The sequence below is a fragment of the Xanthobacter sediminis genome (genome assembly GCF_043195015.1).
Taxonomy (GTDB): Bacteria; Pseudomonadota; Alphaproteobacteria; order Rhizobiales; family Xanthobacteraceae; genus Xanthobacter.
Genome location: NZ_JBAFWH010000005.1, coordinates 87,702 through 109,203, shown reverse-complemented (window position 1 = coordinate 109,203; position 21,502 = coordinate 87,702). Strand labels below are relative to the sequence as shown.

Annotated in this window: 21 protein-coding genes; 8 read left to right on the top strand and 13 right to left on the bottom strand. The window is 70.4% G+C overall.

Annotation, left to right across the window (positions count from 1 at the left end):
* Nucleotides 1–148: 148 nt before the first annotated feature.
* The 4 genes from accB to V5F61_RS08460 all read right to left on the bottom strand — a co-directional run bounded on the left by accB (nucleotide 149) and on the right by V5F61_RS08460 (nucleotide 3,587).
* The gene (gene accB / locus V5F61_RS08475) at nucleotides 149–616 is read right to left on the bottom strand and encodes an acetyl-CoA carboxylase biotin carboxyl carrier protein (RefSeq protein WP_393989192.1); all 468 of its coding nucleotides are present in this window, start codon (nucleotides 614–616) and stop codon (nucleotides 149–151) included.
* A 66-nt stretch (nucleotides 617–682) separates the two neighbouring features.
* A complete protein-coding gene (gene aroQ / locus V5F61_RS08470; RefSeq protein ID WP_393989113.1) occupies nucleotides 683–1,114 on the bottom strand; it encodes a type II 3-dehydroquinate dehydratase in 432 nt (143 codons plus the stop codon).
* 124 nt (nucleotides 1,115–1,238) lie between these two features.
* Complete coding sequence (locus tag V5F61_RS08465) at nucleotides 1,239–2,000, bottom strand: DsbA family protein (RefSeq protein WP_393989112.1); 762 nt, start codon at nucleotides 1,998–2,000, stop codon at nucleotides 1,239–1,241.
* Between the two features lie 144 nt (nucleotides 2,001–2,144).
* Nucleotides 2,145–3,587: a M48 family metalloprotease gene (locus tag V5F61_RS08460; RefSeq protein ID WP_393989111.1), complete on the bottom strand. Its 1,443-nt coding sequence runs from the start codon at nucleotides 3,585–3,587 to the stop codon at nucleotides 2,145–2,147.
* A gap of 230 nt (nucleotides 3,588–3,817) precedes the next feature.
* Here V5F61_RS08460 and V5F61_RS08455 point away from each other — a divergent pair, with 230 nt between their 5' ends.
* Together V5F61_RS08455 and aat are read left to right on the top strand one after the other, a co-directional pair.
* Complete coding sequence (locus V5F61_RS08455; RefSeq protein WP_393989110.1) at nucleotides 3,818–5,014, top strand: pyridoxal phosphate-dependent aminotransferase; 1,197 nt, start codon at nucleotides 3,818–3,820, stop codon at nucleotides 5,012–5,014.
* Between the two features lie 58 nt (nucleotides 5,015–5,072).
* A complete protein-coding gene (gene aat / locus V5F61_RS08450; RefSeq protein ID WP_393989109.1) occupies nucleotides 5,073–5,750 on the top strand; it encodes a leucyl/phenylalanyl-tRNA--protein transferase in 678 nt (225 codons plus the stop codon).
* Here aat and V5F61_RS08445 read toward each other — a convergent pair.
* The 4 genes from V5F61_RS08445 to speB all read right to left on the bottom strand — a co-directional run bounded on the left by V5F61_RS08445 (nucleotide 5,681) and on the right by speB (nucleotide 9,255).
* Nucleotides 5,681–6,358: a DUF2155 domain-containing protein gene (locus V5F61_RS08445; protein ID WP_393989108.1), complete on the bottom strand. Its 678-nt coding sequence runs from the start codon at nucleotides 6,356–6,358 to the stop codon at nucleotides 5,681–5,683. The two genes, aat and V5F61_RS08445, sit on opposite strands and share 70 nt — an antisense overlap.
* Nucleotides 6,359–6,588: 230 nt before the next feature.
* The gene (locus V5F61_RS08440; protein WP_393989107.1) at nucleotides 6,589–6,999 is read right to left on the bottom strand and encodes an NADH:ubiquinone oxidoreductase subunit NDUFA12; all 411 of its coding nucleotides are present in this window, start codon (nucleotides 6,997–6,999) and stop codon (nucleotides 6,589–6,591) included.
* 77 nt (nucleotides 7,000–7,076) lie between these two features.
* Complete coding sequence (locus tag V5F61_RS08435) at nucleotides 7,077–8,195, bottom strand: calcium:cation antiporter (protein ID WP_393989106.1); 1,119 nt, start codon at nucleotides 8,193–8,195, stop codon at nucleotides 7,077–7,079.
* 79 nt (nucleotides 8,196–8,274) lie between these two features.
* Nucleotides 8,275–9,255, bottom strand: a complete 981-nt coding sequence (gene speB / locus V5F61_RS08430) for an agmatinase (RefSeq protein ID WP_393989105.1) — start codon at nucleotides 9,253–9,255, stop codon at nucleotides 8,275–8,277.
* 296 nt (nucleotides 9,256–9,551) lie between these two features.
* Between speB and V5F61_RS08425 the strand changes: the two genes are divergently transcribed.
* Nucleotides 9,552–10,751: a GGDEF domain-containing protein gene (locus V5F61_RS08425; RefSeq protein WP_393989104.1), complete on the top strand. Its 1,200-nt coding sequence runs from the start codon at nucleotides 9,552–9,554 to the stop codon at nucleotides 10,749–10,751.
* 75 nt (nucleotides 10,752–10,826) lie between these two features.
* Here V5F61_RS08425 and V5F61_RS08420 read toward each other — a convergent pair whose 3' ends face one another.
* The 3 genes from V5F61_RS08420 to V5F61_RS08410 all read right to left on the bottom strand — a co-directional run bounded on the left by V5F61_RS08420 (nucleotide 10,827) and on the right by V5F61_RS08410 (nucleotide 14,991).
* Nucleotides 10,827–13,919 carry a hypothetical protein gene (locus V5F61_RS08420; RefSeq protein WP_394104026.1) on the bottom strand — a complete coding sequence of 1,031 codons (3,093 nt, stop codon included), beginning with the start codon at nucleotides 13,917–13,919 and terminating at the stop codon, nucleotides 10,827–10,829.
* Nucleotides 13,916–14,449 (bottom strand): RNA polymerase subunit sigma-70, encoded by a 534-nt coding sequence (locus V5F61_RS08415; protein ID WP_393989973.1) that lies wholly within the window; start codon nucleotides 14,447–14,449, stop codon nucleotides 13,916–13,918. Before V5F61_RS08415 ends, V5F61_RS08420 begins: the two co-directional genes overlap by 4 nt.
* A gap of 146 nt (nucleotides 14,450–14,595) precedes the next feature.
* A complete protein-coding gene (locus V5F61_RS08410; RefSeq protein ID WP_393989972.1) occupies nucleotides 14,596–14,991 on the bottom strand; it encodes a flagellar export protein FliJ in 396 nt (131 codons plus the stop codon).
* Between the two features lie 457 nt (nucleotides 14,992–15,448).
* On the opposite strand from V5F61_RS08410, the gene ctrA reads away from it, so the two are divergent.
* Entirely contained in the window at nucleotides 15,449–16,150 is a 702-nt protein-coding gene (ctrA, locus tag V5F61_RS08405) for a response regulator transcription factor CtrA (RefSeq protein WP_393989971.1), read from the top strand.
* 113 nt (nucleotides 16,151–16,263) lie between these two features.
* On the opposite strand, the gene chpT is transcribed toward ctrA, so the two are convergent.
* Nucleotides 16,264–16,941, bottom strand: a complete 678-nt coding sequence (gene chpT / locus V5F61_RS08400) for a histidine phosphotransferase ChpT (RefSeq protein WP_393989970.1) — start codon at nucleotides 16,939–16,941, stop codon at nucleotides 16,264–16,266.
* Nucleotides 16,942–17,107: 166 nt separating this feature from the next.
* On the opposite strand from chpT, the gene cysQ reads away from it, so the two are divergent.
* The 3 genes from cysQ to V5F61_RS08385 all read left to right on the top strand — a co-directional run bounded on the left by cysQ (nucleotide 17,108) and on the right by V5F61_RS08385 (nucleotide 19,616).
* Nucleotides 17,108–17,965, top strand: a complete 858-nt coding sequence (gene cysQ / locus V5F61_RS08395) for a 3'(2'),5'-bisphosphate nucleotidase CysQ (RefSeq protein WP_393989969.1) — start codon at nucleotides 17,108–17,110, stop codon at nucleotides 17,963–17,965.
* A 210-nt stretch (nucleotides 17,966–18,175) separates the two neighbouring features.
* Nucleotides 18,176–18,703 (top strand): DUF1134 domain-containing protein, encoded by a 528-nt coding sequence (locus tag V5F61_RS08390; RefSeq protein WP_393989979.1) that lies wholly within the window; start codon nucleotides 18,176–18,178, stop codon nucleotides 18,701–18,703.
* Between the two features lie 118 nt (nucleotides 18,704–18,821).
* Nucleotides 18,822–19,616, top strand: coding sequence for a hypothetical protein (locus V5F61_RS08385; RefSeq protein WP_393989968.1), 795 nt, complete (start codon nucleotides 18,822–18,824; stop codon nucleotides 19,614–19,616).
* A gap of 244 nt (nucleotides 19,617–19,860) precedes the next feature.
* Here the strand turns inward: V5F61_RS08385 and V5F61_RS08380 are convergent, their stop codons facing one another.
* Nucleotides 19,861–20,094 carry a hypothetical protein gene (locus tag V5F61_RS08380; protein WP_393989967.1) on the bottom strand — a complete coding sequence of 78 codons (234 nt, stop codon included), beginning with the start codon at nucleotides 20,092–20,094 and terminating at the stop codon, nucleotides 19,861–19,863.
* A gap of 273 nt (nucleotides 20,095–20,367) precedes the next feature.
* Between V5F61_RS08380 and V5F61_RS08375 the strand changes: the two genes are divergently transcribed.
* Nucleotides 20,368–21,297: a LysR family transcriptional regulator gene (locus V5F61_RS08375; RefSeq protein WP_393989966.1), complete on the top strand. Its 930-nt coding sequence runs from the start codon at nucleotides 20,368–20,370 to the stop codon at nucleotides 21,295–21,297.
* Nucleotides 21,298–21,502 lie beyond the last annotated feature (205 nt).

Below are 21,502 nucleotides of genomic sequence, written 5' to 3'. Positions count from 1 at the left end.
TCACGCGAACCGGGATCCACTTCGCTTGAAAACGCTCGAGAGCGTATGCGCGCGAGCCTGATGCCGCTTCGCGCGCGGAAGGCGCGTCGATGCCGGGAGGGGCGCGCCGCCGCCGGATGGCGACGGGGGCACCTGCCGGGCACCGGTGTCACTCGATGATGAGGAGCGGCTCGCCGTATTCCACCGGCTGCGCATTGCCCACCAGCACGCGCGTCACCGTGCCGGAGCGGGGCGCGGGGATGGCGTTCATGGTCTTCATGGCCTCGACGATGAGCACCGTCTGGCCTTCCTTCACCGTGGCGCCGACCTCGACGAAAGCGGCGGCGCCGGGCTCGGGCGAGAGATAGGCCGTGCCCACCATCGGCGAGGTCACGGCGCCGGGATGCTTGGCAGGATCGGCGGGCGCCTCCGCGGCCGGGGCGGCGTGCGCGACGACGGGCGCGGGCGCGGCGGCCACAGCGGCCGGGGCGGCGGCGATCACCGGCGCGGGGGCGCGCACCACGCGCACGCGCAGGCCCTCGTGCTCCACCTCGATCTCGGTCAGGTCGCTGTCCGACAGGAGCTTCGCGATGTCCTTGACGAGGTCGGTATCGATCTGGGGTTTGGTCGGCTTCATCATCATCCTGCTCTTGCCGGCTGCGTCCGCGCCCGCGATCCTAGGGCACGGCGCGCCACCAGCTTCTTAAGAAAGGCCCGCCAGCGCCTGGATTCCGAGCACGTAGCTCTGCGGTCCGAAGCCGCAGATGACCCCGCGCGCCACGGGCGAAAGGTAGGAATGGTGGCGAAACGGCTCGCGCGCGAACACGTTCGACAGATGCACCTCGATGGTGGGAACCCCCACCGCCGCCACCGCGTCGCGGATGGCGACAGAGGTGTGCGTGTAGGCGGCCGCGTTGAGGACAATGCCCCGCGCGCCGCGCGCGGCCTGGATGAAGTCCACCAGCGCGCCTTCGGAATTGGTTTGCCGGAACACGAGGCCGAAGCCGTGCCGTTCCGCCTCGGAGCGGCACAGCGCCTCCACGTCGGCCAGCGTCGCGGCGCCGTAGATGCCGGGCTCGCGCGTGCCGAGGAGGTTGAGGTTGGGCCCGTTCAGAACGTGGATGGTATCGGACATCCCAGAAACATCTGTCGCCGGCACACCATGTCCGGGTCGGCGGCACTTATAGGGGTGCCCGCCGCGCAAGGAAAGAGCCCGCCGCGCAGCCTGGGGCCGGCGGCGGGCGGAAGCTCGGCGGTACTCAGTTCGCCTTCTTCTGCGTCCGGCTCTCGGCAATGGCGGCCTTGAGCTTGTCGAAGCCCACGGCGCCCACCACCACCTGGTCGCCCACCACATAGGACGGCGTGCCGTTGAGCGAGAGCGCCTCGGCGATCTTCATGTTCTCGTCCAGCGTTGCGTTCAGCTCCGGCGAGGAGGCCTGCTTCTGGATCAGGGCGGGGTCGATGCCCGCCTCCTTGGCGGCGGCGAGGGCCTTGGCGCGGTCAGCCTGGCCGCGGCCGTTCAGCAACGCCTGGTGGAAGGCCATGTACTTCTCCGGCGCCACCATGCGCACCGCGATCGCCACCTGCGCGGCCTCCACCGAGCCCGGTCCGAGCACCGGGAACTCGCGCAGCACCACGCGCAGGTTCGGGTCTTCCTTGATCAGCTCCTGCAGGTCGGAGAGGGCCTTTTTGCAGTAGCCGCAGTTGTAGTCGAAGAACTCCACCAGGGTCACGTCGCCCTTGGGATTGCCCACCACCACGCCGCGCGGGCTCTCCATGAGCAGCGGCTTCACCTGGGAGAGGGCCTTGCCGCGCTCCTGCGCCTCGGCGGCGTTGTGGCGCGCCTCCAATACGGCGATGGCCTCCTGGAGCACCTCCGGATTCTGGAGCAGGTACTCGCGGATGACCGGGCCGAGCTCCTTCTTCTCCTCGTCGGTGAAGGCGGAGGCGGGGCTGGAGGCCAGGGCGGCCGCCAGCGCCAGCGGAATGAGGCCGGCGCTGAGGCCGAGGCGCGAAAACATGCATATCTCCATCACGTGAGAAAGGTCTGTTCCGGGGCATCCCACGCGCAGTGATGCGCGGCAATGCCCCTGCTTCCGGCGTCCGCGCACTCCCCAGCGCGAACAGGTGCCCGCCTGGGGCAGGAGACCGGGGCAAGAATCCGGCTATCCGCCGTCCCGCCCGCCCCGCTGCTCGGCGCCCTTGGGCGGCTTGAAGTTCACGAGGTCGTCCGCCTTCAGCCACCCCGGAGAGCCCTGGGGAAAGCGCTGGCGGGCACGGGCGGCGATCTCCCGGCCGATCTTGAAGTCGCCCGAGGCGAAATAGCCGCTGGCCGCCGCGAGATCGGCGTTCGCAAGGTCGCCCTTGCGCCCGTAGGCAATGGAGAGCGAGCGCCACGCCCCAGCCGAATTGGGATCGCGCTGGGTGGCCTGGATCAGCTCGCGGATGGCGTCCTCGGGATTGACGTTGCTGCCCGACTGCACCATCGCCTGGCCGAGCATGGCGCGGATGAGCGGGGCGCCATCGGTCATGGAGACCGCCTTGCGCAGCGGCGCCACGGCCTCCGCCGCCCGGCCGCTTTCCAGCAGCGCCTGGCCCTTCAGCTCGTAGAAATAGGGATTGCCCGGCTGCTTGGCGATGAGGGAATCGATCTGCGCCAGGGCGCCGTTCACATTGCCGAAGCGATAGGCGGAGATGGCGCGCGCATACTGCGCCGCCAGCGAGTTGTCGGAGATGGGATACTGCCGGTTCACCGCATCGGGCCGCTCGATGAAGGCGATGAGCTTGGCCCGCATGAGATCATGCCGGGCCTGCAGGTCGGCCGGGTCCTTGGCGTTGTAGTAGGGGCTCGCCTTCACGAGCTGCTCCAGCGCCGCGATGCGCTCACGCGCCATGGGGTGGCTCAGCAGGTAGGGGTCCACCCTCTGGCTCAGGAAGAGCTGGTCGTTCTGGAAGCGCTCGAACGTCTCCAGCATGCCCCTGGACGATTGGTGGGTGGCGTCGAGGTACTTCACCGCCGAGCGGTCGGCCGCCTGCTCCTCGCCGCGCTGGTAGGAGAGCAGGGAGCGGCGAATCATCTCCTGGGGGGCGCTCATGCCGGCCGCAGCGGCGCTGCCCAGGCTGCTGCCACCCATGCCGCCCGCCGCGCCGGCCGCCACGCCCGCGCCGGCCAGCAGCATGGCGACGATGGCCATGGTCTGTGCCCCCGCGAGCTGCTCGCGCATGCGGGCGAGATGGCCGCCGGCGATGTGCCCGGTCTCGTGCGCGAGCACGCCGATGATCTGGTTCGGCGTCTTGGAATCGATGAGCGCGCCGGTGTTCACGAAGATGCGCCGTCCGTCCGCCACGAAGGCGTTGAAGGAGCGCTGGTTGATGAGCACCACTTCGACATTCTGCTGGGCGAGCCCCGCGGCCTTCAGGATGGGGCGGGTATAGTCGCGCAGCAGGGCCTCGATCTCGGTGTCGCGGATGGTGGTGACACCGCCCTTGGGCTGCTCCTGCGCGCGCACCGCGTGGAGCGGGAGCGCCGCCACTGCGAGCACGGCCGCCACACGCCCGGCGCGCAGCGCCATCCGGCGCAGAAGGGAGCAAGAAGGTGATCGGTCCATGAGCCCTGACGCTTGTCCTCGCCTCGCCACGTGTTCCCTCTCCCCTTGGCGCGCCGGTGCGCGCGCGCTAGGAAGCCGCCGGACAGTGGAGCCCCTCGCCGGCCGGGTCAACGGCCTCGGCCTCACATTGGGGCGACCTTATTCTCAAGGACCGCGAGAATGCGGCGGCAGCACGGCAGGTGCCACCCGCCGGCCTCGCGTCGCCGCTCCTGGCTGAAGGACCTTCGCCCGTGACCGCTTCTTCCACCCCCCTCCCCCGCGCCGGCGTCAGCCTTCAGCCCTCGCGCCGCAGCGCCGTCGCTCCCTTCATCGTGATGGATGTGATGGAGCATGCCGCGCGCATCGAGGCCGCCGGCGGCCGGGTGATGCATCTGGAGGTGGGGCAGCCGGCCGCGCCGGCGCCACTGGTGGCCCGCCGGGCGGCGGCTGATGCCATCGCCGCCGGGCAGGTGGCCTACACGGCGGCGCTCGGCATCCCCGCCCTGCGCGCCCGCATCGCCCGGCACTACGAGGAGACGCACAAGGTCGCGCTCGATCCGGAGCGGGTGGTGGTGACCAACGGCTCCTCGGGCGGCTTCATCCTCGCCTTCCTGGCCCTGTTCGAGGCCGGCGACCGGGTGGCCATCGCGGCGCCCGGCTATCCGCCCTACCGCCACGTGCTCTCCGCCCTGGGCTGCGAGCCGGTGCTCATCGAGACCCGCGCCGAGGACCGCCACGCCCTCACCCCGGAGCGGCTGATGGAGGCCCACCGCAAGGCGCCGCTGAAGGGCGTGCTGGTGGCGAGCCCCGGCAACCCCACCGGCACCATGATGGACCGCGCCGCCCTCACCGCGCTCTACGACTGCGCCCGCGAGCTCGGCCTCGCCTTCGTCTCCGACGAGATCTACCACGGGCTCGACTACGCCTTCCCGGCGGTGAGCGCGGTGGAAATCGCGGAGGATGTCACCGTCATCAACTCCTTCTCCAAATACTTCTGCATGACCGGCTGGCGCGTGGGCTGGATGGTGGTGCCGCCCGGCCTCTCACGCACCATGGAGCGGCTGCAGCAGAACCTGTCCATCTCCGTGCCCACGCTCTCGCAGATCGCGGCCGCCGCCGCCTTCGAGGGCCGCGAGGAGATGGACGGGGTGAAGGCCGGCTATGTGGAGAACCGCCGCATCCTCACCGAGGGGCTGCCGAAGGTCGGCCTCAGCCATTTCCTACCGGCGGACGGCGCCTTCTATCTCTATGCGGACGTTTCGGCCTTCACCGGCGATTCGGCCGCCTTCGCCACCCGCATGCTGGATGCCGTGCATGTGGCCACCACGCCCGGCGTCGACTTCGACCCCTTCCGGGGCAAGCAGTTCCTGCGCCTCTCCTATGCCGGCTCGGCTGCCGACATGCGCGAGGCGGTGGAGCGCATCGGCGCCTTCCTGAAGCGCGAATAGGCCAGGGCGGAGACGCGCGCCGCCATACAGTCGCACAATTTCCTGCTATCCTGCCGCCATGAGCCGGATGAGCGACCAGACCGTCGAGATCACCCCGGAGGTGCTGCTGAAGGCCTATGCCTGCGGCATCTTCCCCATGGCCGAGAGCGCCGAGGATCCGGGGCTCTACTGGATCGAGCCGGAGCGGCGCGGCATCATCCCGCTCGACGACTTCCGCATCTCCTCCCGCCTCGCCCGCACGGTGCGGTCCGACAAGTTCGAGGTGCGGGTGGATACCGATTTCGAAGGCGTCATCGACGGCTGCGCCGAGCCCCAGGAGGGCCGGGACAAGACCTGGATCAACGCCCGCATCCGCCACCTCTACGGCGAATTGTTCGCGCGCGGGCGCTGCCACACGGTGGAAGCCTGGCGCGACGGAAAGCTGGTGGGCGGGCTCTATGGGGTGCGGCTCGGCGGCGCCTTTTTCGGCGAGAGCATGTTCCACCGCGAGCGCGACGCCTCCAAGGTGGCGCTGGTGCATCTGGTGGGGCGCCTCGTCGCCGGCGGCTTCCGCCTGCTCGACACCCAGTTCGTCACCAGCCACCTGAAGAGCTTCGGCGCGCTGGAGGTCTCGCGGCGGCAATACCACCGCCTGCTCGATCACGCCTTGGCCGTAGAGGGCGACTTCTACTGCTGGCCGGCGGGCGCCGCGGTGACGGGAGCCGGCGCCTTGCAGCCGATCAGCCACACGTCATAGACCGGGTGCTCCACCCCATGGAGGCCGGGGCTGGAGGCGAACATCCACCCGGTGAAGATGCGCTTGGCCTCGCCCTTCAGGGTCACTTCGTTCACCTCGGTGAAGGAGGTGGTGTTCTGCGTCTCGTTGGCGGGCCGCGTGTAGCACACCCGCGGAGTCACCTGCAGGGCGCCGAACTGCACCGTCTCGCCGATGGCGACATCGAATGAAGTGATGCGGCCGGTGATCTTGTCGAGCCCGGCATAAACCGCGTAGCCGTTGGAGATCTTCACCGCCGGGGGCTGCACCACCATGCCGTCCGGCTCCGCCTGGGCGGGGGCCCCGCCCGCCTGCGCGGGTGCAGTGGCGGCGCGGGCGGGCGCGGCACCGGTGTTGCCGCCGGGGGGATAAGGCAGCGGCTCGTAGGGCGTGGGGGTATAAGGCGTGGGCGCGGACTGGGCCGGACGGCGCGGCTGCGGCGCGGTGGGGGCACCATAGCCCGTAGGCGGCGGCACGTTCGACTGCTCGATCCCCGAGCGCTGGAGCTGGGCCGCCGCGGGTGAAAGGCTTGCCGCCTGCGCGACCGCCACCATGGCGAGCGCCGTGAGGCCCTGGGACATCCGCATCATGCTACAGGCGCACCGGTCTAGTATCGTGGACCTGGGCGCTTCCTGCTGCCGGCCGCGGCCGGCGCCGGCGAAAGGCGCCCTTGGCGAGGCGGACGCGCCGTGCGGCACCTCCGAACCGAATGGATCTTCGTGTGGAGCCGATTAGCACTCACAATGCGGCTTGAACAGGGCATGCGGGCGGCGCGGTTCCCGCGGTCGCTGCATCGAAGTCGGGCGCGGAGCGCCCCGCCTCATTCGCCGGGAACCCAGGCCTTGTAGTCGCCGGTCACGGCCGGGCGGTGGCCAGTAGCCAGCACCGAACCCTGGGGATGGTAGGCGGCAGCGGTGCCGGTGGGATTCGCCCGGTGCTCCTTCTGCCACTCGCGGGGCGTGTAGGTTTCCTTGGAGGGCGGCGTATCGACACGGTGGTGGATCCAGCCCCACCAGCCGGGCGGAATGCTCGAGGCTTCCGCATAGCCCGGATAGATCACCCAGCGCCGCTCAAAGCCGAGGACGGGATCGATGGCGCCACCCTTGGTGCGGTAGTAGCGGTTGCCGAACTCGTCCTTCCCGACGAACTCGCCATAGCGCTTGGTCCACCACCAGGTGCCCACGGTCTGCTTTTGCCACCAGGTGAAGATGTAGAGCAGGAGAGTCTTCACGGCCGACGCCTCGTTCCAAAAACGGGCGGAACATGCCACCGGACCTTGCCTGTGTCCACCATCGCGAGCGACGTGCGTCACGGCACGATGGTGAGCATCACGTACACACCGAACAGGATGAGATGGACCACGCCGTTGAGCGCGTTGGTCCGCCCCGTTCCGAAGGAGAGGATGGCGAGCACGAAGGTCAGCAGCATCATGGTGCGATCCTCCGGGTCCAGCCCCAGTTCCATGGGCAGGCCGAGCACCATGCTGATGGCCGCCATGGCCGGGATGGTGAGGGCGATGGAGGCGAGCGCCGAGCCGAGCGCGATGTTCAGGCTGTGCTGGAGGTGATTGGCACCGGCCGCCCGCACGGCACTGATGCCCTCCGGGAGCAGCAGCAGCGTGGCCACCAGGGCCCCCGTGACCGCATCAGGATCGGCCAGCGGGAACATGCCGAGGAAGTCCTCGAAGCTCGCCGCCACATGGCCGGACAGGCTGACCACGCCGGCGAGGCTGACCAGAAGCATCGCCACCGCCTGCGCGAACCGCCGCAGGGTGGGTCGGCGATCCGCATGGCCACTGTCGTCGTCGACGAAATGCTCCCGGTAGCGCACCGTCTGCATGTAGAGGAAGGCAGCATAAAGGGCGACGGCGATGAATGCCATGAAGCCGAGCTGGAAAGGCGTGAACTGCCCGCTCTTCATGCCGGCCCGCGTCTCTATCGGCAGGATCAGCAGCATGACGCCGAGGGCGATCAGCACCGACAGGAAGCCGGTGACGCCCTGCTGCTGGATCACCTGCTCACGGTGCTTCAGGCTGCCGAGCAGCAGGCAAAGGCCAACGATGCCGGTGGTCACGATCATGATGACCGAGAACACCGATTCGCGAACCAGCGTGGGATTGCTGTTGGCATGCAGCATGAAAGAGGCGAGCACCGACACCTCGATCAGCGTCACCGAAAACGTCAGCAGCAGCGTGCCATAGGGCTGGCCGAGGCGGGCGGCCGCCACATCCGCATGCGCCACCGCGGCGAAGGAGGAGCCGCACAGGAATACCATGGTAAGCGCGCCACCTACCGCTTCCCGCACACCGCTGCCACCCGCTGCCGCGTGCGCCGGCGCGAAGTCAGGCACGGCAGCGAGGACGGCGGCCAGCGTGACGGCCAGGAGCGGAAAGACATAGGCGTAGGCGCCGAACCGCGTTTTCGTCACGCTGCACCTCGCAGGGCCTGAAGCGGCGCCGCTCTCCCATATCCTCGTGGCGGGCGCAAGGTTCCCCGCTGCCCGCCCCTCAGAGCGAGATCGAGCGGCCCTCCGCCTTCCGCTGCGCGAGCAGGCACAGATAAATGGAGGCGAGCGTGGCACCGGCCAGCGCCGTGACCTCCGCGTGATCGTAGGGCGGCGACACCTCGACCACGTCGAAGCCCCGCAAATCGAGCCCGCCCAGCCGCTTGAGGGTGGAGATGACCTCGCGGGTCGTGAGCCCGCCGCACACCGGCGTGCCGGTGCCGGGCGCGAAGGCAGGGTCGATGGCATCGATGTCAAAGGAGAGATAGACGGGCGCATCCCCCACCCGCTCGGCGATGCGCGCGGCCAGCGCCGCAGGCCCGAGCTCCCCGGCGGTGAGGGCGTCGAGGATCTCGATGCCGAAGGTGTTGGGCGCGTGGGTGCGGATGCCCACCTGGATCGAGCGGTCGGTGCGAATGAGGCCGTCCCGCACCGCGCGGGTGATCATGGTGCCATGGTCCACACGCTCGCCATGGTCGTCCCAGGTATCCTGATGCGCATCGAACTGCACCAGCGCGACCGGCTGGCCGGTGCGGGCCACCAGCGCCTTCAGCACCGGATAGGTGAGGAAATGGTCGCCGCCAAGGGTCACGAGGTGGCTGCCGCGCCCATAGTGGACCGCCGCCTGCTCGCGAATCGCCTGGGGAATGCCGGCCGCGATGCCGTAGTCGAACACGCAGTCGCCAGCATCGACCACGTCCAGGAGCTCGAACGGATCGATGCCGAAGGGATAGAAGGGATCGCCATCGAGAATGCTCGATGCCGCGCGGATGGCGCGCGGCCCGAACCGCGTGCCGGGGCGGTTGGACACCGCCACATCCAGCGGCACGCCCCACACCACCACCTCGGCCCCGCCGCCGTCGCGCGCGTAGCGCCGGCGCAGGAAGGACGTGACGCCCGAATAGTTCGGCTCCGTCGACTGGCCATGGCGGAACGACGGGTCCAGGGCCCGGTCGACGGGACGCGGCAAAACGGGATCGGTCATGGGACACCTCTCGGCTCGACGGGCCGGCGGACGCATGATATCGAGCATGAACGTTCATGCCAGCTCCTTCGGCGCGTCGTTCGGGATCGGGAGAACAGCCTTCGTCAGAGCACGAAGCTCCGCATGGTCCGGGCGCCGCGTGCGCGGAGGCCCGTGCGCCGTGCCCGCGGCGGCCGGTGCCGCCTGGAGAACGACCCGCGCATCGCCCCTTCCGCGCCGGACGACCACTCAAGCGCCTGTTCACACGCCCCTCGACCGTTTCGACCGACTATCTCGACCGACCGCTGGCGACCCGCATGACGCTCCATGTTCCGACCATCCTTCTCGCGTCGGCCGCCATAAGCGGGCTCATTGCCATGCTGCAGTTCGTCGTCAGCCCACGGCTGCAGAACCACGCCCTTCGCTACTGGGCGGTGAGCAACCTCGCAGCCGCCGTCGGCACCATGCTGCTCGGGCTCAGGCCCGCGCTGCCTCTCGCGCTCAGCGTCATCGTCGGCAACGGGCTGGTATTCGCGGCCCTCGGCCTCATTCTGGCGGGCATCCGGGTGTTCGACGGCAGGCGCCCCATGCTGGGCGCGGTCTTCGCCGGCACGCTGGCGGGGGCGGGGCTGCTTTTCCTGTCGATGCTTTCCGGCGACAACCTGGGCCAGCGCATCGTCATCACCTCGCTGGTCATCACCGCATGGTGCGCGCTGGCAGCGGCCCTGCTGTTCCGCCAGCCCGAGCGCGACGACTGGTCGCTTGCCCGCGGCATCTGCGCCGGTCTCATATGTATCATGGCGATGCTCCACGCCGCGCGGGCCGCGGCAGTGGCCGGCGGTTGGACCAACCCGGAGATCGCCTATTCGGGCACACTCCAGGCGGTGCTCGTGCTCGCCGCGGTGGGCCTGTCCATCAATTGGAACTTCTGCTCCCTCTATATGGTGCTCGACCGGCTCGCCTCCACCGACGACCTGACCGGCCTGCCCAACCGCCGCACCACCCTGCGCCGCGGCCGGAACCTGTTCAACGAGGCGATCATCCGCCAGCGTGCGCTCTCGATCCTGATGGTGGACCTCGACCACTTCAAATCCATCAATGATCGCTTCGGCCACCACGTGGGCGACGCAGTGCTGCGGCGCTTCGCGGAAGCGGCCGCGCGCGGGCTGCGCAGCGGCGACGTGATCGGCCGCCTGGGCGGCGAGGAATTCTGCGTCCTTCTGCCAGGTGCCGATGCCGTCGCCGGCCGCGAGGTGGGCGAGCGCCTGCGCCGCGTTGCCGAACGGGAGCTCTCCTGCGTCGTCGACCTGCCGGTGAACGCCACCGTGACCGTGGGCGTCGCCACCTTGCATCCCGACGGGCAGGCGGTGCCCGCCCTCTCCAGCCTGATCCGCGCCGCGGACGAGGCCCTCTACGTGGCCAAGGGCGAGGGGCGGAACCGGGTGCTCGCGGCGGCCTGGCCGGCTGCCTACCGGCAGGATACCCCCCGCGCGGACGTCACCGGCGCCTCGGCCTGAGGCGCGGGGCTCGCCGCCGACCTGCCCGGCACGGTGATCCCGACTTCGACCCGTCAGCCGCCGCAGCCGAGGGCCTCACTCCACGATCCGGCTGTCGTAGACCTCCTCGCCGGGGACGCCGGGGGCATCGAGGGAATCAAGGGTCACGGACAACCGCGCGCTGCCGGGCGGGTTGCCGCCCAGGAGCAGCCCCAGGTCCGCCACCGCATCGAAGCTGCTCGCGAAGGTGCCCAAGAGGTGGGTGCCGGCCTTCTCCGTCCGCAGGCGCAGGCTGTAGATGCGTCCCGGCGGGGCCGGCGGCGCATCCACCCGCACCTCCGCGCGGCCGGTGCGCGGATCAAACCGCAGCCGCACGGCGGGCGGCGGATTGGCCACGAATACGGGCGCCAAGGTCACTGTCCGCGGCTGCGGCACGCCATCTCCGCGCCAGCGGGCGAACAGGTCCGAGCCGAGGGCGATGCCAATGGCGGCCACCAGTGCGAGGGCGCCCCACAGCAACCGCCGGTAGCGCGAAACGGAGGGCTCCGGCTCCAGCCGCCGCAAGGGCAAAGTGTTGTCGTCCGACGCGCCGCCGTCCGCCGCGGGGCGGGCCGGTGCTCCCGCTTCCTCGGGACGATCCTGCGCCTCGACAGATGGCGTCGCGGCCGGCACCGGCCCCTTCGGGCGCGGGCCGTCATCTTCCTGAGCGGCGACGCCCTCCCTCTCCACCGGGCGGACAGAGGGCATGGGCGGTATTTCTGCCACCGCGATACCGGGATCCGCCGGCTCATCCCGCGACTGCCGCTCGGGCGCCGGCGCCGCCTCGGAAGCGGCGTCCTCCCCCGCCCGAGGAGCGATAGCCACGCGCTGCGCCCGCGCCGCACCCTTCGGCCCGACCATGGCCGGGATCACCTGCTTCACTGGTCCCCGGCTCAGAAGCGGCCATGCTGGCACCCAGCGGGGCTCCTCGGGGGGCTGCTCGGAGAGCGGAGCGGCTTCCGCAGCACCTTCCGGAACTTCATCTGCGGATGCTGCCGGAGCGGCCGCCGCCCCATCGGCGGGCAAAGTGTCCGCCTCCGCGTTCGGTGCCGCGCCTTTATCCGGCCTGCTCGGCTCAGCCGGCGCTTCGGGACCGGCGGGCTTCGGCGCTTCATCACCTCGGGTCTCGGCCCGTTCGGCTAGCGGTGCAGCGGATTCGGAGAGAGGCGCGGCGGCCGCGGCCGCCTCCACGATACTGAGGAGCTCAGGGGCCGTGACCGCCGGCGGCGGAGCGCCCTCCTCCGCGTCTGCTGGGGGACCTAACGGTTGCCCGCCCAACTCCGCGCCGAGCGGGGAGACCGGAGCCTCATTGCGCACACCGGCAGCCGCCGAAGCCGGCCCCTCGCGGGCGGGAACATCCTCCTGCGATCGCCCGTCCAGCCCTGCGCCGAGCAGCACGGCTGGAGCCTCATCGCTCCCACGGGTGTCCGCCGAGGCCGGCGCTTCGGGCGCGCCAACATCCTCCTGCGGTCGCGCGTCCAGCCCTGCGCCAAGCGGCGCGGCCGGAGCCTCATCGCCCCAACGGGCATCCGCCGAGGCCGACGCCTCGGGCGCGCCAACATCCTCCTGCGATCGCCCGTCCAGCCCCGCGCCGAGCGGCGTGGCCGGAGCCTCATCGCGCACACCGGCAGCCGCCGAAGCCGGCCCCTCGCGGGCGGGAACATCCTCCTGCGATCGCCCGTCCAGCCCTGCGCCGAGCAGCACGGCTGGAGCCTCATCGCTCCCACGGGTGTCCGCCGAGGCCGGCGCTTCGGGCGCGCCAACATCCTCCTGCGGTCGCGCGTCCAGCCCCGCGCCGAGCGGCGTGGCCGGAGCCTCATCGCGCACACCGGCAGCCGCCGAAGCCGGCCCCTCGCGCACGGGAACATCCTCCTGCAATCCCCCGTCCAGCCCTGCGCCAAGCAGCACGGCTGGAGCCTCATCGCTCCCACTGGCGTCCGCCGAGGCCGGCGCTTCGGGCGCGCCAACATCCTCCTGCGGCCGCCCGTCCAGCCCCGCGCCGAGCAGCGCGGCCGGAGCCTCATCGCTCCCGCTGGCATCCGCCGATGTCGCGGGGTCCGAGATGCCGTCCCCCCTCGACGCGTCTGGAGTCTCCTCCGTCGCGGCGGCGAGACGCTGCGCGTCGTCACTTTCCCTTGCGTCCGCCGCCGGCTCGCGCGCAGCAGTGACCTCTCGCAACGGTGCGTCCACGGCCGGAGCACCGGCAGGCGGCGCGTCATCCCCGGTATCGGTATGGGGCGGCGGCTCAGGCGCGATGATCTCTTCCAAGGACAGGAGAAGCGGCAGCTCCCCCAAGCCCGAGCCGGCATCGGCCGGCAAATCATCATGAACAGGACCGGAGGGAGCCTCGAGCGTCGCGCCGGCGGCAGCATCGGTCGGCGGAGTCTCGGGCGTAGGGGCGCCCGGCGCGCGGCTCTCGAGGGGCGACGCAGGCATGGCCGGCGCCTCGCCCCCGGCGCTGTCCCCGGGCGCGGGCGCCACCTCCGGCACGGGCGCGACGACGCGTTCCGGCAAGACTGCGACGCCAGGCCGCGTGGCAGCCACCGGTGCAGGCACCAGCACCGGCGGCGCGGCCATTGCCGCCGCCGCCTGCCCGGTGGACGCCACCAGCGGCCCGACCTCCGGCGCAGGCACCCTGACGCGCGCCGCAGAGGATGCTGGCCGGGCGCGCGTCACAGGCGGCGTTTGCGGCTCAGAAGGCAGGGCGGGTTCCGGCGGCGCGGGGGGCGCCTCGCTGGCGGGCGCCTGCCGGCGCAGCCCGCGCACCAGCCCCTTTACCGCGCGGAACGGTGTCTGCAGGGCCCCGCTCTTCCCCCCTCTGCGCCGCTTCGCCCGACCTTCATCGGAAGCGGGGGTGGTGGCAGGCACGGCCTCGGCCGCTGTTTCCTGCGATTTGCGTCCCCGTCCACGCAGGGCGGCAAGCACCCCGCCGCGCGTGTCGTCCAGGTCTTCGGAAATGATGTGCCAGAGGCCCGGCGGCGGAGCCACCGGCGTCACCAGCTCGTAAAGCGGCGCAAGCGCCTTCTCCCAGGCACGCACGCGCGCCGCGAAGGCGATATCCACCGCGATGCGGGTGCGGACCTCCGCCCGCTCCTCCGTATCGAGCGTGCCGATCACGAACTCGGCGGCGAGAAGCTCGTCGCGCGTCATGCCCGCATCCCGAGCGCGGTGGCGAGCTGCTGGATGCTGCGGCCGAGCCAGGCGCGCACCCCGGCGGCCGGAACGTCGAAATAGACGCCCAGCGCCTCTTTGGTCCAGCCGTCATAATAGGCGAGGAGCATCATCCGCCGGCGCTCCTCCGAAAGGGTGCCGAGGCCGGCGAGCAGGCGCATCAGCCCCTTGCTCCGCTCCGGCATGGCCAGGGGGTCCTCGGCCGCCTGGGCGACCCGAAAGGGCTCGAAGGCATCGATGCCGCCATGCTCGCGCGCCACGTCCAGCGCCGCCCCGCGGGCAATGACGACCATGGCGGCCAGGGGGTCGTGCTCGGCGCCGAGGGCCTCGGCCCGCGCGAAGATCTGGCGATAGGTCCGCCGCATGGCCTCGGCCGCCAGCTCGGGCCGGCGCACCAGGCGCAGCACGAGCCCATAGAGCTTGGGCGATGTCAGGGCGTAGACGCGCTCACGCGCGGCGCCGTCGGCGGCGCCAGCCAGCAGGGCTCGCAGCTCTCGTTGGGGCGTCACGGCCGGCTCACCTCCCATTCCCCGCGCCCGCCCCGGCGCACTGCGCGCCACGGGGCGGCACCCGAGCCACCCCATTGAAACCCGGGTGGCAGGCGAAAAACCAGGGGAACATCACAGCAGGGCGAACGCTTCGCCCGGAAGGACCCTCAGGCCCGCGACGAATCGGCGTGGCGCCACGTCCCCCGGCGGCCGCCCATCTCCGGCTTCACGGTGCGGTCGAGGTCGCCGGCGGCTTCCGCCAGGGCCAGCTCAGCCTCCGCCTCCGCCAGGACGGCGCTGGCGGCCTCGCGCTGGGCGGCGAGGTCCTCCACCGAGCGGCGCAGGTTGTCGCGACGGCCGCGCGCGGCGGTGGCGAGTGGCGGGTAGGCGAAATGATTGGGGTCGGCGATGCCGGAGCGCCCCTCCTCCGTAGCGATGTCGCGGTCGAGATCCACCGCCATGCGCTCGAAATCGGCGATCATGGCGTCGATCTGAGCGAGGCGCCGGCGGGCATCGTCGATCTGAAACTTCTTGGCGCGGATCAAGGGCTCTCGCGACTTCATCGCCGTCAACTCCGGTACGCAATGACGCAACCCGGCCCGAGCACCCTCGGACCCCTCAACGACCGCCACAATGCCGCCTCGCGGTTGCCCCTTTCTTACCGTCGAGCGCTCCGTTGCGGAAAATTGCACCGGATCGCCCGGCGGAAACCAATCGTTTACCGCCTTCGTTAATCATGGCTCCACGGTTCGAGCGAGGGGCGCCAGCTGCCCGCTCGAAAGCTGCCGGTAGGTGATCGGCGACGGGTGGAACGGGGACTGGAAGGCCAGGGCAAAACAGTTAAGTGCTTGGCGGCGATTCGCTCTTCGAAGCCGTGCACAATTGTTTTCTCACAAGGCCTTGTCCGCGAGAATCGAGGTCTGTTATCGATTCCCCACACGTAACGCGAATCACCCCGTCGGCCGAGCAACGGAAGTCGGCATAGCCGCCTTCCGGTCAGTTGCGAGGAAAGGGATTGCCATGCGCGTCTTGCTCATCGAAGACGACAGTGCGACGGCTAAGGGCATCGAACTGATGCTCAAGACCGAGAACTTCAACGTCTATACGACGAACTTCGGTGAGGAGGGCGTCGATCTCGGCAAAGTATACGAGTATGATATTATTCTGCTCGACCTGAACCTGCCGGATATGTCCGGGTTCGAAGTCCTTCGCAACCTGCGTGTTGCCAAGGTGAAGACCCCCATACTTATCCTCTCCGGCCTCGCCAATACGGAAGACAAGGTGAAGGGCTTCGGCTTCGGCGCCGATGACTACCTCACCAAGCCCTTCCACAAGGACGAGATGGTGGCGCGCATCCACGCCATCGTGCGCCGCTCCAAGGGCCATGCCCAGTCGGTGATCCAGACCGGCGACCTCATCGTCAACCTCGACACCAAAACGGTCGAGGTGGAGGGCGCCCGCGTGCACCTCACCGGCAAGGAATACCAGATGCTGGAGCTGCTCTCGCTCCGCAAGGGCACCACCCTCACCAAGGAGATGTTCCTGAACCATCTCTACGGCGGCATGGACGAGCCCGAGCTGAAGATCATCGACGTGTTCATCTGCAAGCTGCGCAAGAAGCTCGCGAACGCCTCCGCCGGCAAGAACTACATCGAGACGGTGTGGGGCCGCGGCTACGTGCTGCGCGAGCCGGTCCTGGGTGCCGAGCGCATGGCGGTCTAGAGGCCGCCCCCTTTTTCAGAAGTTTCCTCGCATGTCCCGATGCCCCACCCGCCGGTGGGGCATTTTGCGTTGGCGGCCGGCGTCGCCGGCCGCTGGCGACAATCCCGCTCCGCTTATCGCGCGAGGGCGGTGAAGGTCACCACCTCGTCGCCCTGGCCGAGGCTCACGATCATGCCGCAGGAGCGGGCGAGGAGGCCCGTGTAATAAGGCTGGATGACCTGCGCCGCGAGGCCCCCGGCAGGCACCTCGCCCGCCACCAGCGCCTCCGCCCCTGAGGGAATGCGCGCCTTGGGACCGCTGGCGGCGAGCACGAAGCCCATGGCCTCGCCCTCTCCTTCCGCGGTCACCCGCACCACGCCGCCACGCGCCACCGAGGCGGCGGCCAGCAGCATCAGGTTGAGCAGCAGCTTCACCTTGTTCTTGGCCTGGAACTCGCGCGGCAGCAGCCATTCGATCCGCGTGCGGTCATCCTCGATCATGCCACGAGAAACCTGCTCGGCGTCGCCGAGGTCGAGCTGTGCGCCGGCCGAGCCGGCGGCGCCGAAGGCGAGGCGCGTGAACTGAAGCCGCGCCGAGGCCTGCCGCGCGCTCTTGGCGATGAGCTCCAACGCCGCCTCGCGCATGTCAGCGGCGTTCTCGTCCTCCAGCACCTCGATGCCGTTGACGATCGAGCCCACCGGGCTGATGACGTCGTGGCACACCCGCGAGCACAGCAGCGCGGCCAGCTCCATGGCGGAGATGGGCAGCAGCGCATCGGGAGCAGTCACGGCGGTCGGCGTCACGTCGGACATGGTCGGGGTTCCGGGCGTGGTGCGATCCCACCACCGGCCGGCCGCGGAGCGCGGCCCGGCGGGGAAGGAAACCGCAGGGGGTGCAGGGTTGGCTCTGATACACCCGACCGGACCCCGCTCACAAGCCGCCGTCGACAGCCGCCGGCCCGCCCACTATGAGAAGGCCATGACCGCATCCGATCCGGCCCCCGCCGCCGCGCCGCGCCCGCCCGCCCCTACCGATGCCTCGCTGCTCGCCGGCCTCGCGGAGGCGGCGCTCGCCGCCGGCGTCGCCATCCGCCGCATCGAGGCTGATGGCATCGACGCCCATCTGAAGGCGGACATGAGCCCCGTGACCGCCGCCGACGGCGCGGCCGAGGAGATCATCTGCGCCGCGCTGGCGAAGCTTGCGCCCGGCGTACCCGTGGTGGCGGAGGAAGCGGTCTCTGCCGGCGCGCAGGTGGCCTGCGGCGGCCGCTTCTTCCTGGTGGACCCGCTCGACGGCACCCGCGAGTTCATCTCCGGCAACGGCGAGTACACCGTGAACATCGCCCTGGTGGAAGACGGCACGCCGGTGTTGGGCGTGGTCTATGCCCCGGCGCGGGCGACCCTGTTCGCCGGACGCCCCGGCGGCGCCTTCCGGGCGCTGCGCGCGCCCGGCGCCCCGGTGGACGCCCAGGACTGGACTCCCATCTCGTGCCGCCCCATCCCGGACGGCCCGCTGGTGGTGGCCGCCAGCCGCTCCCACGGCGACCCCGCCACCGACGCCCTGGTGGCGCGCTATCCCGTGGCCGAATACATCCCGGCCGGCTCGGCGCTGAAGTTCGGCCTCCTGGCGGAGGGGCGAGTGGACCTCTACCCGCGTCTGGGAACGGTGATGGAGTGGGATTGCGCGGCGGGCCATGCGCTGGTGGCGGCGGCCGGCGGGCGGGTGACCCGGCCGGATGGCAGCCCCCTCACTTACGGGCATGGCGCGGACGGCTTCAAGGTGCGCGGCTTCCTCGCGTGGGGCGCGGGCGCCCTGCCCCAGCCAACCGGGGAATAAACGAGAAGCCAGCGTGCAGCGGCACTGCGCCACCACGCCTTCCGCCGGTCACAGTATTGAGAATAATGGGGGCTCGAATCGCGGCTCCCGCGGTCCCGAAGCCCATCGCGAGATCCCATCATGCGCTTCTCATCGAGCTTCCTTCCGAACGCCCTGCGCCGCGCCCTTCTCGCCCCCGTGCTGGCCGCGGGCCTCGCCGCCGCCGGCGGAATGATGCTTGCCGCGACGCCGGCTGCCGCCCAGCAGCAGGCGCCGGCCACCTATTCCACCGGCGAGCTGGTGAGCAAGGGCCACTCCTTCTTCGGCAGCGTCTCGCGCGGGCTTGCCCTCTCCATCGAGAAGGCCGTGTCGCAATGGGGCCAGCCCAACGGCTACATCCTCGGGCAGGAGGGCTCCGGCGCCTTCGTGGGCGGCCTACGCTACGGCGAGGGCGTGCTCTACACCCGCAACGCCGGCGACCTGAAGGTCTACTGGCAGGGCCCCTCGGTGGGCTGGGATTTCGGCGGCGACGGCGCCCGCACCATGATCCTCGTCTACAACCTGCGCAGCGTGGACGATGTCTTCCGCCGGTTCGCCGGCCTCTCCGGCTCGGCCTATGTGGTGGCGGGCTTCGGCATGACCGCCCTGGGAGCGGACGGTATCGTGGTGGTCCCCATCCGCTCGGGCGTGGGCGTGCGGCTGGGCGCGAACCTGGGCTATCTGAAGTTCACGCCCAACCCCACGTGGAATCCGTTCTGATCCCCGCCGCGCGGGGGGGGGCCGGCGCGGCGTCCGCACTGGTGCGCCGCGCGCACTTCTGGCATGAATGGTTGAGAGGTCCGGCGTGGCGGACCCAAGCTGAAGGACAAGGGCCGACGTGATCGAGCAGATCATGTATTTCGCGTTGGGCGTTCTCATCGCAACGCTCGTGGCTCTGCTCGTCCTGCCGGCGGTGTGGCACCGGGCAGTGCGCCTCACCACGCGCCGGGTGGAGGCGGCGGTGCCCGTCTCCCTGTTCGAGGTGCAGGCGGACAAGGACCAGCAGCGCGCCTTCTTCGCGCTCAACCAGCGGCGGCTGGAGCTGAAGGCCGACGCCATGCGCGAAACCATCACCGAGCACGCCTCGGCCATCGAGCACCAGCGCCAGAGAATCGTGGAGCTGGAGCGCGCCAATGGCGAGCTGGAAGACCGGGCCCGCCGGCTGGAGGGCCTCAACGCGGAGCAGGCGGTCCTGGTGGGCGAGCTGCAGGACCAGGTGGCCGACCACGCCGCCGCCGGTGGCCAGCTCGATGCCGAGCGCGTCGCCCACCTCACCGACCTCACGGAAGCCAACGAGATCGTGGCGCGCCTTCAGGCTGACATCGAGCGGCTGAATGGCGCCGTCGCTGCCCGTGACAGCCGGCTCGCCGCCGAGCGCGCCCGCATCGCGACGCTGGAGCTGGACCGCACCCGGCCGGGCACATCCGGCCAGGGCTCCGCGCCGGATGCGGCGGACACCGCCCTCCGGGCGGCGCTGGCCGAGCTGGCGGCGAAGGTGGTGGTGCTCACCGCCCAGGTGGAAGGGTCCGCCTCCCCCATCCCAGCGCTGGTGGCCGATGCGCCCGCCGGCGATGCCACCCTCGCGGGCCGCATCCGCGCGCTGCTCCACGAGCCCCGGCAGGCGGCCGAATAGGAAGCCGCAGGGCCTGCGCCCCGCAGCCCCATCACCGCGCAGGGCACGACTGCGTGTTCATGCGCCGCTGACCCAGGCCCGCGCTCGCGGCCCGGCCCACCACGGGTGCGGCCAGGACCAGCGAACACGGCCGAGGCAGGCGACGCCCATGGGCTGCGCTCATGTCATGAGGCACGCCGCTGCCTCACGCCACGCGGAAGCGCGGCGCGCGGGCAGCCTCAGTCGGGGAGCGGCCATCCCATGCTCAGGCGAATTGCGAAACCGTGAGGCCCGTGTGCGGCGCCGGTGTCGCCGGCATGTCCGACGGCGCCGTCAGCAGCGCGAGGGGCGGCGTGGCGATGAGCACCGCGGCGAACAGCACCCCCACCAGCGAGACGAGCAGGGAGGCGCGGCGCGCGACGCCATCATCCTCCCCCCGCCGGAAGGACGAGGGAGGGCACGCGGGGAACGGGACAGGACGGGACACCGAAGAAGCCATGGCGGGAATCCTTCATCCAGCCTTCGCGCGCCACGCGCGACGAAGGGCGAGACTCGTGTTTCCAAGACTTGTGCTTTCCATGAACAACCCGCTGCCGATCCGCCGCACCGGCACGCAGATGTTAAGAAAAGATTGACGCCACCCGCGAAGTTCCCGCCTTTCCCATTCACGAATCCGAGAGAAGCGGCACGCTGCGGCGCCCCCGCGCATTCGCTGCGGCGCAACGCAGAAGAAGAGTTGCGCGACCTCCCCCGCACCCCTGATATGGCGGGGATGATAGACAAGCTCGAATACCTCATTGCCCTTGCCCGTGAACGCCACTTCGGCCGCGCGGCCGAAGCCTGCGGGGTGACGCAGCCCACCCTCTCCGCGGGCATCAAACAGCTTGAGGACATGCTGGGCGTGCTGCTGGTGCAGCGTGGATCGCGCTTCATGGGCTTCACGACCGAGGGCGAGCGGGCCCTGGAGTGGGCGCGGCGCATCGTCTCCGACGCGCGCGCCATGCGGCAGGACATCGACGCCCTGAAGCGCGGCCTTTCCGGCCCGCTGCGCATCGCCGCCATTCCCACCGCCCTGCCCATGGTGGCGGCGCTCACAACCCCCTTCCGCGCCCGCCACCCGGACGTGCGCTTCACGGTGATCTCCCGCACCTCACTGGAGATCTTGAGCGACCTCGAGAACCTGGAGATCGATGCCGGCCTCACCTATCTCGACAACGAGCCCCTGGGCCGGGTTAACACGGTGCCCCTCTATCGGGAGCGCTACCGGCTGGTGACCGCCGCCGATGCCCGCTTCGGCGACCGTTCCAGCGTGAGCTGGGCGGAAGTGGCGGAGCTGCCGCTGGCCCTGCTCACGCCCGACATGCAGAACCGCCGAATCGTGGACGGCCTTCTGGCCGCAGCCGGGCCGCAGCCGAAGCCCACCCTGGAATCCAATTCCATGACCGTGCTGTTCACCCATGTGCGCACCGGCCTGTGGGCAAGCGTGATGCCGGCCATGCTGGCGGATTCCCTGGGCCTCACCTCGGTGGTGCGCTCCATACCCATCCGCGATCCCGACATTTCCCATTCCATCGGCCTCGTAGTGCCTCACCGCGAGCCGACGACGCCGGTCATCTCCGCCTTGGTGGCGGAGGCGCGGCGCATCGCCCCGAAGCTGGACCAGCAGGTGCTGGCCGATCCTGCCCTTGCCGCGATGCGGTAGGGTCAGCGCCCGCGCACGCGGGTACACATAGAAAAGTCCGATCAAGACTGGGCTTCCGGCGCGGCGATGTCCCATTTGTCGCAGCCTGGAGGCTGATAACGCCGCGAGCGCACCCCCGCGCCCGGCATCTTTCATAGAAATGTTCTATTGCACCATCCCACGGCTGCATTGATCGGCGCCGCTTTTGTGACAGTCTGTTTGAAAT

Coding starts and splice junctions, on each gene's coding strand:
- aroQ (WP_393989113.1), bottom strand. CDS start 1,114: ATGTCCGATACCATCCACGTTCTGAACGGGCCCAACCTCAACCTCCTC.
- cysQ (WP_393989969.1), top strand. CDS start 17,108: ATGACCGCATCCGATCCGGCCCCCGCCGCCGCGCCGCGCCCGCCCGCC.
- aat (WP_393989109.1), top strand. CDS start 5,073: ATGAGCCGGATGAGCGACCAGACCGTCGAGATCACCCCGGAGGTGCTG.
- V5F61_RS08410 (WP_393989972.1), bottom strand. CDS start 14,991: ATGAAGTCGCGAGAGCCCTTGATCCGCGCCAAGAAGTTTCAGATCGAC.
- chpT (WP_393989970.1), bottom strand. CDS start 16,941: ATGTCCGACGTGACGCCGACCGCCGTGACTGCTCCCGATGCGCTGCTG.
- V5F61_RS08425 (WP_393989104.1), top strand. CDS start 9,552: ATGACGCTCCATGTTCCGACCATCCTTCTCGCGTCGGCCGCCATAAGC.
- V5F61_RS08375 (WP_393989966.1), top strand. CDS start 20,368: ATGATAGACAAGCTCGAATACCTCATTGCCCTTGCCCGTGAACGCCAC.
- V5F61_RS08460 (WP_393989111.1), bottom strand. CDS start 3,587: ATGGACCGATCACCTTCTTGCTCCCTTCTGCGCCGGATGGCGCTGCGC.
- V5F61_RS08390 (WP_393989979.1), top strand. CDS start 18,176: ATGATGCTTGCCGCGACGCCGGCTGCCGCCCAGCAGCAGGCGCCGGCC.
- speB (WP_393989105.1), bottom strand. CDS start 9,255: ATGACCGATCCCGTTTTGCCGCGTCCCGTCGACCGGGCCCTGGACCCG.
- V5F61_RS08465 (WP_393989112.1), bottom strand. CDS start 2,000: ATGTTTTCGCGCCTCGGCCTCAGCGCCGGCCTCATTCCGCTGGCGCTG.
- V5F61_RS08380 (WP_393989967.1), bottom strand. CDS start 20,094: ATGGCTTCTTCGGTGTCCCGTCCTGTCCCGTTCCCCGCGTGCCCTCCC.
- ctrA (WP_393989971.1), top strand. CDS start 15,449: ATGCGCGTCTTGCTCATCGAAGACGACAGTGCGACGGCTAAGGGCATC.
- accB (WP_393989192.1), bottom strand. CDS start 616: ATGAAGCCGACCAAACCCCAGATCGATACCGACCTCGTCAAGGACATC.
- V5F61_RS08420 (WP_394104026.1), bottom strand. CDS start 13,919: ATGACGCGCGACGAGCTTCTCGCCGCCGAGTTCGTGATCGGCACGCTC.
- V5F61_RS08445 (WP_393989108.1), bottom strand. CDS start 6,358: ATGATGCGGATGTCCCAGGGCCTCACGGCGCTCGCCATGGTGGCGGTC.